The organism is Ramlibacter sp. WS9 (genome assembly GCF_003797765.1).
Classification (GTDB): Bacteria; Pseudomonadota; Gammaproteobacteria; order Burkholderiales; family Burkholderiaceae_C; genus Ramlibacter.
The window spans coordinates 230,546-240,655 of sequence record NZ_RKMB01000008.1 but is presented as its reverse complement, the minus strand read 5'-3'; the positions used below and the strand labels follow the sequence as shown (position 1 = coordinate 240,655).

Sequence of the window (10,110 nt, the reverse complement as noted above, 5' to 3'; positions counted from 1 at the left end):
CTTGCCGGGTTCAGTCACGCGGCAGATTGTAGGAGGCGAAGGATTGACCACCCCCGAAGCGCCTTCGGCGCCTCCCCCTCAAGGGGGCGCCACCAGCGGCCCGGCAAAGCCGGTTCCGCGGTGGCCCCCGAATGGTGTGCACCCTTTCATATGCCGTGGGTGCTACGCAGCGCCATGGACCGATGCCATGACGCCAGGGCGTGCGTGACGCTGCCGGTTTGCGCGGCCAGGCCCAACGTTTGCGCGGCGGCATTGAGCACGCGCAGTGGATGGGCGGTATCCAGCGCCTGCGCGCCGTTTTGTTTCGACAACTTCTCGCCACTAGGGCCGAGCACCAACGGTATGTGCAGGTAGCCGGGCGTGGGCAAGCGCAGCGCGCGCTGCAGCAGGATTTGCCGTGCGGTGTTGTCCGCCAGGTCTTCTCCGCGCACGACCTGTGTAATGCCTTGCGCCGCGTCGTCCACCACCACGGCGAGCTGGTAGGCCCACAAGCCGTCGGCGCGCTTCAGGACGAAGTCGCCGACTTTTTTTTCCACGTCCTGCTGCTGTGGGCCGAGCCGCCGGTCATGCCACCGCACCGGCGCGGCGGTGGTCCGCAAGCGCCAGGCGCGCGCGGGCCGGCCATGCAAGCCGGTGCGGCACGTGCCGGGATAGACCAGCTCGCCGCCGCGTTCATGCTCGTGGCCCTGCGCTGCCAGTGCGAGTTCGATGTCCTTGCGCGAACAGGCGCAGGGGTAGGCGTGGCCTTCACTCACCAATTGATCGAGCGCCTGCTGATACAACGCGCCGCGCGCCGACTGCCAGACCGGTTCTTCGTCTGGAACGAGCCCGCAATCCGCAAGTTGCTTCAGGATGATTTCCGCCGCGCCGGCAACGCAGCGCGGCGTGTCGACGTCTTCGATGCGAACCAGCCAGCGGCCGGCATTCGCCCGCGCATCCAGCCAACTGGCCAAAGCCGCAACGAGCGAGCCCGCGTGCATCGGGCCGGTAGGCGAAGGCGCGAAGCGGCCAACGTATGTGGCCCCCACGCTTGTCACTTCGTGTACTGCGCTGCCCCCCGAGGGGGCCTTCGCGCCTTGGGGCGGCCCAGCGGCGCTCACTGCGGCCTCTCAGCCCTTGTGCACCGCCAGTGCGAGTTCCAGGCCCGAGATGAACGCTTCTTCCACGCGATGGCCCAAACACCAGTCACCGGCCACGCCGATTCCCGACTTCGCGTCCCACAGGTGGCTTTGTCCCAGTGGCTTCTGCGTCTTGGCCCAACGCCAGCGATGAACCTCGCTGTGCGACGGCTCGGCATGGATGCCTGTAACCTCGGAGAAGGCCTTCAACAGTTTGGCCTGCACGCGGTGCGGGTCGTCGTCGACGTGCTCCTGAGACCAGCCCGCGCTGGCTTGCACCGTCCAGCGCTCGATCCCGCCGCGGCCGGGCTTGGACGACTCGCGGGCCAGCCAGGCGATGCGGTGATGAGTGCTGAGCGCGGCATTCCATTGCGGGCCCAGGTGCGACAAGGTCGGCTGCACGGCCTGCGGAAAGGCAAGCATCAGTGCCCAGCAAGGCGCAACTTCCACGCCTTGAAGCTGCTGGGCGAAACGCGGGGCAACGCTCGACTGGTCCAACAGTCCGCCCGCCAGGGCATGGGGCACGGCCAGCACGACGGCGTCGAAGCCCGAATACACATGAACCGAATCCTGCGGACCGCTTGTCTGCAACTGCCACCGCTTGGCATCGAGCGCGTCCCGTTCGATGCGCGTGACCCGCGTTTCCAACTCCAGGCTGCCCGCCGCGGCGAGCGGCTGCGCCCAGTGACGCGGCAGGGCGTCCATGGCGGGCACGGCCACCCAGTGGTGCTCGGGCGCGGGCAGGGCGGCCTCGGCCACCCGCCCATGCGGATCGAGCACTCGCACGGCGTTGGCGCTCCACGGTTTGCAAAGCCCCGGCGCAGTCGACAGCACTTTCTGGAAGCGCGGATCGCGCACCGTGAAGTACTGGGCGCCATGGTCGAAAGTACCGAAAGGCGTGTCGCAGCTGGCAAGGCGGCCGCCCACCGAAGGCGCCTTCTCGAACACTGTGACGCGCTGGCCGGCCTGGGCCAGCGTCCGGGCGCAGGCCAAGCCCGCGATGCCCGCGCCGATCACGGCGATATTTTTGGGTTGTTTAGCCATCTTGTGGTTCATTGTGGCATGCGTCCCGTGAGCGGCCTCAAGTCCGGTGTTGTTCCAGCAGCGCGCGCCGCGTCGCGGGGCTTTCCAGCTGCGCCAGCCACCACTGCAATGCGCGGCCCGGTGCAGCGCTGCTGCGCCACGCATAACAGAGACGCACCAGGCGGGTGGTTCGCTGAACCTGCTTGACGGCGAGACGGCCGGTCTCGATGTAGGGCCGCGCCATGGGCTCGGGCACGAAGCCCGCGCCCAGCCCGCGAAGAAGCGCGTCGAGCTTGGCCCGCATGGTCGGCACAGTCAACACATCCTGGCCGGCTAGCAGGCCCAAGGTGACGGCCGTGCCGCGCTGAACCGAGTCCGCCACGGCGACGGCGCGGTGCTTTTGCAGCAGGTCGTCTTTCAGCGGTTCCTTGGCATTCGCGAGCGGGTGGTGCGGAGCCATCGCGAAGACGAATTGCAGATCGCCCAACACGCCGGTCTGGATGCCCGCCGCATTCCCGGGTTCGATTGCGAGGCCGATGGCCAGGTCGGCCTGGCCGAGGGTCAGCGCTTCCAGCGTCCCCGACAGCGACTCGTCGCGCATGCGCAGCCGGGTCGTAGGCGCCAGTTCGAAGAAGGCCTGCGACAGCTCCATCACCGTGGAGCAGGAGATCACCGTGTCCACCGCGATCGTCAGCTCCGATTCCCATCCCGTTGCCACGCGCTTGACGCGGTTGGCGACAGCGTCGATTTCCAGCAGCAGCCGCCCGCCTTCGCGCAGCAGCTCGGTGCCGGCTTCGGTGAGCTTGGCCTGGCGCGAGCTGCGGTCGAACAGCAGCACGTCGAGCGCGTCCTCGATCTGGCGGATGCGATAGGTGACGGCGCTGGGCACGAGCGCGAGTTCGCGCGCCGCGGCCGCGAAGCTGCCCGCTTGAGCCACAGCTTGCAGCAGGGAGAGCGCTTCGGGCGTCAGGACGTCGCGGGCCGTTGGCATGGATGAGCAGGAGGCTGAGCCTCATTCAGTTTTTTTGCATGATGCCATCAAAAACGGGCGGTCCGCCGACAGCACCCGCGGCCCTACATTGACACCATCGAACGTTGAATGAAAGAAAGCCATGCTGACTCTTCGCAAATCCCAGGACCGCGGCTACGCCGACCATGGCTGGCTCAAGTCGTTTCACAGTTTTTCCTTCGCCAACTACTACGACCCCAAGCACATGGGCTTCGGCAACCTGCGGGTGATCAATGAAGACCGCATCGCGCCGGGCACCGGCTTCGGCACGCACGGCCACCGCGACATGGAAATCATCAGCTACGTGCTCGAAGGCAACCTCGCCCACAAGGACACGTTGGGCAACGTCAAAGGCATCCCGCCGGGCGACGTTCAGCGCATGAGCGCGGGCACGGGCGTGCAGCACAGCGAGTTCAACCACGCGCCCCAAGAGACCACGCACTTCCTGCAGATCTGGATCCAGCCGAACGTCACCGGCATTCCCGCGAGCTACGAGCAGAAGAGTTTTCCCGACACCGACAAGCGCGGCCGGCTGCGCCTCGTGGCCTCTCCGGACGGCGCCGAGGGTTCGGTGCTGATCCACGCCGATGCGCGGGTGCACGCCGGCCTTTTCGACGGCAGCGAAAGCTTCAGCCTGGCGCTGGATCCTTCGCGCAAGGGCTACGTGCACGTCGTGCGCGGCGAGGTCGAAATCAACGGCAAGCGCCTGTCCGCAGGCGATGCCGCGATGCTCCAGGACGAGGCGCAGGTCTCGCTCTCTGAAGGCAAGCAAGCCGAAGTGCTGGTGTTCGACCTCGAAGCCTGATCACTATTTTCTTCTCTCACCCACAACATCAAGGAGTTTTCCCATGACCAACAACAATTCCGTCCAGGACACCCTGGCACTCGTCGGCCGCGTGCTCGTCGCCTGGCTTTTCATTCCGGCGGGCTGGGGCAAGATCGCCGGCTTCTCGGGCGTCGCCGGCTACATCGCTTCCAAAGGCGTGCCGCTGCCGGAAGTCTGCGCGGCAATCGCGATTGCTGCCGAGCTGGGGCTCGGCCTGTTGCTGCTGGTCGGCTGGCAGGCGCGCTGGGCCGCGCTGGGCCTGGCAATTTTCATCGCCGTGATCACCCCGATCTTCCACGGTTACTGGGCGTTGCCGGCGGCCGAGCAGATGATGCAAAAGCAGGCGTTCGACAAGAACATCGCCGTGCTGGGTGGGCTGCTTGTGTTGACGGCCTTCGGTGCCGGCCGCTTCAGCCTGGACGGGCGCCGCGGCAAGGCCTGAGGCAGAATCGCCTGCATGCCGAACATCGCGGTCGTCTTCCACTCCGGCTACGGCCACACGCAGCGCATGGCGCAGGCGGTGGCCGAAGGCGCGGACGCTGAACTGATCGCCATCGACGCCGACGGCAACCTGCCGGCCGGTGGCTGGGACCGGCTGAAGGCGGCAGACGCCATCATCTTCGGCTCGCCCACCTACATGGGCAGCGTCAGCTGGCAGTTCAAGAAGTTCGCCGATGCGTCCTCGCGGCAGTGGTACGCGCAGGAATGGAAAGACAAGGTGGCGGCGGGCTTCACCAACAGCGCCGGCATGAACGGCGACAAGCTCAACACCTTGTTCACCCTGTTCACGCTGGCGATGCAGCATTCGATGGTGTGGGTCAGCCAGGGGCTGATGCCGTCGAACACGCTGGGCGCCAAGCGCGACGACGTCAACTACCTGGTCTCTTACAGCGGGGCGGTCGCCGCGTCGCCCTCCGATGGGGGAACGAGCGACATGGCCGCCGGCGACCTCGCAACGGCCAAGCTCTTCGGCCAACGCGTGGCTGAGGTGACAGGGCGGCTCAAGGGCGCGTAGCGCCCCGAAGAAGGGACCTGATGACGATCCAACTCGAACTGGCAGGGCAGGAAAAAGACCTTGGCGGCGGTTTCGTCGTGCGGCGGCTGCTGCCGTCCGCGCGCCAGCGCAGCGTCGGCCCCTTCGTCTTCTTCGACCACTTCGGGCCGACGGAGGTGCCACCCAGCGCCAACCACGACGTGCGGCCGCACCCGCACATCGGCCTTGCGACCGTCACGTATCTTTTCGAAGGCGCGATGATGCATCGCGACAGCCTGGGCACGCAGCAACTGATCGAGCCCGGCGCGATCAACTGGATGACATCGGGCCGTGGCATCGTCCACTCCGAGCGCAAGCCCGAAGGCCTGCGCGACAGCACCTACCCGATGCACGGCCTGCAGCCGTGGACGGCGCTGCCGCAGGCGCATGAAGAAGACGAGCCCGCGTTTGCACACACCCCTGCGTCCGCCATCCCCGAAGTGGAGGTGGACGGCGCGAAGGTACGCGTGCTGGTGGGCGAGGCTTTCGGCGTGCGCTCGCCGGTGGCGGCGTTATCGCCCACGCTCTATCTTGACGTCTTGTTGCCGCCCGGCGGAACGTTCGTCTTGCCGCCGCTCGCGCAGGAGTTGGCGGCCTATCCCGTGCAAGGGCACATCTCTTTGGATGGCGCTGCGCTTGCGGCCCGAACCATGGCTGTCTTGCAACCGGCCGCCGACACCGTTTTCAGCGTGGATCAGCCTGCACGTTTCGTCGTGATCGGCGGCGCGGCGCTGGACGGGCCGCGCCACATGTGGTGGAACTTCGTGTCCAGCCGCAAGGAGCGCATCCTGCAAGCAGCCGAAGATTGGGAGGCTCAGCGCATGGGCCAGGTGCCGGGCGAGAGCGAATTCATTCCTCTACCGCCAACGCGGTTCACTCCGCCGAACCCGCTTTCCTAGGGGCGAGGGAAGGGTCGAGCGCTTCGCGCTCGTCGAAGACGAAACAGTCGCCGCGGAAGTGCGCACCGCCGGTGTCCTCGAAGTACTTCAGGATGCCACCGTCGAGCTGCCAGACGTGCGAAAGGCCGGCCTCGCGCATGTAGATCGCCGCTTTCTCGCACCGGATGCCGCCCGTGCAGAAACTCACCACCGTCTTGCCTTCGAGCTGTGCCTTGTGCGTTTGCAACGCGTCGGGAAATTCGCTGAACTTCGACAGCCGCCAGTCGATCGCGCCTTCGAAGGTGCCGTGGTCGACTTCGAAGGCATTGCGCGTGTCGAGCGTGACGACCGGGCGGCCCTCGTCGTCGTGGCCCTGGTCCAGCCAGCGCCTGACGGTTGCCGGGTCCACGGCCGGCGCCCGGCCTTCGGCGGGTTGAATGGCGGGGTGGTTCATGCGGATGATCTCCGGCTTGACCTTGACCAGCAGCTTGCCGAAAGGCTGTGTCGCCGACCAGCTCTCCTTGACCTCAAGGCCCGCAAAGCGCGGATCGTCGTGCAACGCGGTGACGAACGCACGCACCGCGTGCTCCGGGCCGGCCAGGAAGAAGTTGATCCCTTCCTCCGCGATCAGGATGGTGCCGCGCAGCGCCAGGCCCCGGGCCAGCGGCAACAGCTGCTCGCTCAGGGCGTGCGTGTTCGCGATTCGCACGAATCGGTAGCCGGCGATGTTGAGGACGTGTTGCATGGCTTGTGGCACGGGGCGGAAAGGACTAGATTGAGCGCACAACTAGAAGAGGCGCGGTCACAGTGCAGATTATCGTGCTCGTTGCGCGGCTACTCGTGGTGCTCACGCTCATGGCGTGCGTGCCGGCGGGGGCGAGCCTTCCTACGCTGCAATTGAGCCAGGGCCGCGCCGTCATCCACCTCGACGGCGAGATGGTCACCGAGGTGCTGCCCGCGCAAACGCTGCCGGATCCCGATGCCTTCTGGGCCCGTCCGCTGCCGAACGCCAGCGTTGAACCCTCGGGCCGTTGGAAGGTGCGTTCCGGCGAAAGGCTGGTGGGGCGCATCACGCTGCAGGGCTCGCGCGAGAAGGACGAATTCGTGGTGCTGGTGCCGTCGGCGCGCGTCGACGAGGTGCAGGTCTGGTACCGGCAGGAAGCAGGCGGTAGCTGGAAGGGCGCCCTCGCGGGCGACCGAGTCGCACTCTCGCGCTGGCCCTTCGTGGGCCCGGCGCCGGCGTTCGCACTGCTCATCACGGAAACACCGGTGGAACTGATCGTCACCCTGGTCAACGACGGCGACATGTCGGTGCCCGTGCTGATCATGCCCGACCCGCTGTATCGGGAAGTGCAGACGCGCCAATCGATGCTCTCCGGCCTGGTGACGGGCCTGGGGCTGATGGTGATGGTGGTGTGCCTGATAGCAGGGCTCACATTGCGCCGCAGCGCCAGCTGGCTGCTGCTGGGCGTCGCGGCATGGACGTTGCTCACGGTGATGTGCTTCAACGGCGACATGGCGATCTTGCTGACGCCGGAGTGGCCGGAGTTCAACGACGACAGCAAGCACGTGACGTCTGTGATCCTGAGCGGGCTGGTGCTGGCCATCACGGTGCAAGCGCTCGATTCGCGCTTTCTCGGCCGGTGGCGGCCATGGGTCACCTGGGCCGCGCCGGTGGCCGGGGCGGCGTACGCAGTTGTGCAGGCCCTGTACATGCCCAATGCATGGCGCACGCCGGGCGCATTGGCGTGGGCGGCGTTGATGGTCTTGCTGGCCTTGGCGTTGTGCGGCGCCAGCGCGCTGGCCGGGGGCCGTTTCTCCCGGCTGGTGACGGCCGCTGTGCTGTGCCACCCGCTGGCGGTCGCCGTGACGCTGATGGACTTCAATCCCGGTGGTGCGCTGGACTTGCGCAGTGCCGTGTCGGCGGCGCTGCTGTACGGGAGCGTACTGTCGATCCGGCACGCGATTTTCTTGCGCGAGCGCTATGGCCAGGACGTGCTCGCGCGTGCCGCTGTGAGCGCGAACCGCGATCCGTTGACCGCGTTGCTGTCGTATTCGGGATTCCAGCTCGCTTATGACGAGGCTTTACTGCGGCATGGACAACAGCCAAGCGGCACGTGGGCCATCCTGTTCCTGCTGCCGGGGCTGGAGCGAAGCAGCGCCGACTACGGGTTCGTGTTGACCGAGCGCGCATTGGTGCGATTCGCGGCCTGCCTGCAGTCGGTGCTGGGTGACGGTTGGGCGATCGGGCGCCTGAGCAAGACGCGGTTCGCCTGTGTACCGATCCATCCTGTGGACGCGGAGCGCGTGCAAGCGCTGGCCACGCAGGTGCTGGCGAACGGCACGCGCATGTCGGACCCGGTCGCCCCCGTCACGGATTTCGATCTGCGGATCGCCTTCACCCGCTGCCGGCCCAGCCCTGCCGGGTTGAAGGGGCTGCTGCTCCAGCTGGAAGAAGCTGCCCGCGGGCTCGATGGCCTCAAACGGATCACGCTGGTGTAGCCGGCGCGGCTGGTCTAGCATGCAGCCGTGAACTTCGCGCGTTTCCTTGTTGCGGTTTTCCTCACGGCGCCTTGTTTGGCAGGTGCCATTCCTTCCGTGCAGCCGGGGCAGGCCGAAGCCCCTGTGAATCTGGCGCCGCTGATGACCATGGACGTGATGCCCGCGCGCGAGGTTCTCGATCCGGACACGGCGTGGGCGCTGCCCTTGCGGCCGCCGGCCGCGCCGCGAGAGCCGCAGTGGGATGTCGATGCCGGCCAGCGTGTCGTGGGACGCGTCGTCTTGCAGGGAAGGCGGGAACTCGAACAGTTCGTGCTCCTGGTTCCTTCCCCGCGGATGGACGAAGTGCGTGTGTGGTACCGCTACGGTGAAGCGGGCTCATGGAAGAGCGCCGTCGCGGGCGACAGGGTGCCGCTTTCCCAATGGCCGGTTGTCGGCCCCATGCCTGCTTTCCCGGTGCTGCTGGGCGAAGCGCCGGCGCAGGTGATTGTCACGATGCTCAACGACGGCGGGCTGTCATCGCCCGTGCTGCTGTTGTCGGACGCGGGCTACCGCAAGGCCCATGTGCACCAGGCGGTGGTTTCCGGCTTCGTCAGCGGGCTGGGCATCATGGTGCTGCTGCTTTGCCTTGTCTCCGGTTTTTCGCTGACGCGAGGCGCGAGGCTGCTGCTGCCTGTCGTGGCAGCCTGGGCCCTGGTGTTCGTGCTGTGCCTGAATGGTTCGATGGCGATGTGGTTCACGCCGGAATGGCCCCGCTTCAACGATGCGAGCAAGCACGCCAGTTCCGTGATCCTCAGCGGGCTCGTGTTGAGCATGACGGCGTTCGCGCTGGACGCTCGCTACTTCCGGCGCGCTTCGCGGGCGGTCGCCATCGCCGCGCCGCTCGTGGCATTGATCTACGCCGCGGTGCAGATTCAGTGGTTGCCGCACGACTGGCGCGGATTGGGCGCACTGGGGTGGGCCGTGATGACGGCCGCGATTGGCTTGGCAATGTGCGTCGCCAGCGCGCTTGCGGGCGGCCGCTTCGTGGGACTGGTGGTGGCCGCCAACGTTTGCTATGCGCTTGCGGTGGGAAGCGCGGTGTTCGACTTCGAGATCATCAGCGAACTCGACCTGAGCGACGCCCTGACCGACGTGCTCGTATACGCAAGCGTTCTCGTGTTCCGCTACATGCTGTTCATGCGCGAGCGCCATGGCCGCGACGTGCTGGGGCGTGCGGCCGTGGGTGCGAACCGCGATCCGCTGACGGCGTTGCTGTCGTATTCGGGCTTCCAGCTCGCGTACGACGAGGCGATGCTGCGACAGGGCAGCCAGGGGCAGCGCACCTGGTCCATGGTGTTCTTCCTTCCCGGGCTGGAGCGCACGAGCGTCGAGCATGGCTTCGTGCTCACCGAGCGCGCACTGGTGCGATTTGCCGCCGGCTTGCAATCGGTGCTGGGCGACAGCTGGTCCATCGGCCGCCTGTCGAAGACGCGATTCGCGGCGGTGAGTAACCGCAGCATGGACGCGCCCGCTGTCAAGGCCTTCGCAACGCAGGTGCTAGCGGGCAGCGCGCGCCTGGCCGATGAGCTCGGCCCCTCCGGCGACTTCGACCTGCGCATCGTGTTCACACGTTGCGCGCCGGAAAGCACCGGCCTGAAGGGGATGCTGGCCCGCCTCGAAGAGCCCGCACGCGCGCTCGAGGGCAACAAGCGGATCACACTGGTCTAGTGCGCCGTAAAATG

The 10,110-nt window shown here is 66.9% G+C and carries 10 protein-coding genes; 6 read left to right on the top strand and 4 right to left on the bottom strand.

Annotated elements, in window-relative coordinates:
* Positions 1-146: 146 nt before the first annotated feature.
* The 3 genes from gluQRS to EEB15_RS14880 all read right to left on the bottom strand — a co-directional run bounded on the left by gluQRS (position 147) and on the right by EEB15_RS14880 (position 3,132).
* Complete coding sequence (gene gluQRS, locus EEB15_RS14895) at positions 147-1,028, bottom strand: tRNA glutamyl-Q(34) synthetase GluQRS (RefSeq protein ID WP_141510647.1); 882 nt, start codon at positions 1,026-1,028, stop codon at positions 147-149.
* 81 nt (positions 1,029-1,109) lie between these two features.
* A complete protein-coding gene (locus EEB15_RS14885) occupies positions 1,110-2,162 on the bottom strand; it encodes an FAD-dependent oxidoreductase (protein WP_233259489.1) in 1,053 nt (350 codons plus the stop codon).
* Between the two features lie 37 nt (positions 2,163-2,199).
* Entirely contained in the window at positions 2,200-3,132 is a 933-nt protein-coding gene (locus EEB15_RS14880) for a LysR family transcriptional regulator (RefSeq protein WP_141510645.1), read from the bottom strand.
* A gap of 121 nt (positions 3,133-3,253) precedes the next feature.
* Here EEB15_RS14880 and EEB15_RS14875 point away from each other — a divergent pair, with 121 nt between their 5' ends.
* From EEB15_RS14875 to EEB15_RS14860, 4 genes are read left to right on the top strand one after another with little or no spacing between them, the layout of a single operon-like run.
* Complete coding sequence (locus EEB15_RS14875; RefSeq protein WP_141510644.1) at positions 3,254-3,955, top strand: pirin family protein; 702 nt, start codon at positions 3,254-3,256, stop codon at positions 3,953-3,955.
* A 43-nt stretch (positions 3,956-3,998) separates the two neighbouring features.
* On the top strand, positions 3,999-4,418 hold the full coding sequence (locus EEB15_RS14870) for a DoxX family protein (protein ID WP_141510643.1): 420 nt from the start codon (positions 3,999-4,001) through the stop codon (positions 4,416-4,418).
* Positions 4,419-4,433: 15 nt separating this feature from the next.
* Positions 4,434-4,991: a flavodoxin family protein gene (locus tag EEB15_RS14865; RefSeq protein WP_141510642.1), complete on the top strand. Its 558-nt coding sequence runs from the start codon at positions 4,434-4,436 to the stop codon at positions 4,989-4,991.
* A gap of 20 nt (positions 4,992-5,011) precedes the next feature.
* Positions 5,012-5,908, top strand: coding sequence for a pirin family protein (locus EEB15_RS14860; protein ID WP_141510641.1), 897 nt, complete (start codon positions 5,012-5,014; stop codon positions 5,906-5,908).
* Here EEB15_RS14860 and EEB15_RS14855 read toward each other — a convergent pair.
* Positions 5,883-6,632 carry a sulfurtransferase gene (locus tag EEB15_RS14855; RefSeq protein ID WP_141510640.1) on the bottom strand — a complete coding sequence of 250 codons (750 nt, stop codon included), beginning with the start codon at positions 6,630-6,632 and terminating at the stop codon, positions 5,883-5,885. The two genes, EEB15_RS14860 and EEB15_RS14855, sit on opposite strands and share 26 nt — an antisense overlap.
* A gap of 62 nt (positions 6,633-6,694) precedes the next feature.
* Here EEB15_RS14855 and EEB15_RS14850 point away from each other — a divergent pair, with 62 nt between their 5' ends.
* A complete protein-coding gene (locus EEB15_RS14850; protein WP_141510639.1) occupies positions 6,695-8,389 on the top strand; it encodes a 7TM diverse intracellular signaling domain-containing protein in 1,695 nt (564 codons plus the stop codon).
* A gap of 27 nt (positions 8,390-8,416) precedes the next feature.
* Positions 8,417-10,096 (top strand): 7TM-DISM domain-containing protein, encoded by a 1,680-nt coding sequence (locus EEB15_RS14845; protein WP_141510638.1) that lies wholly within the window; start codon positions 8,417-8,419, stop codon positions 10,094-10,096.
* Positions 10,097-10,110 lie beyond the last annotated feature (14 nt).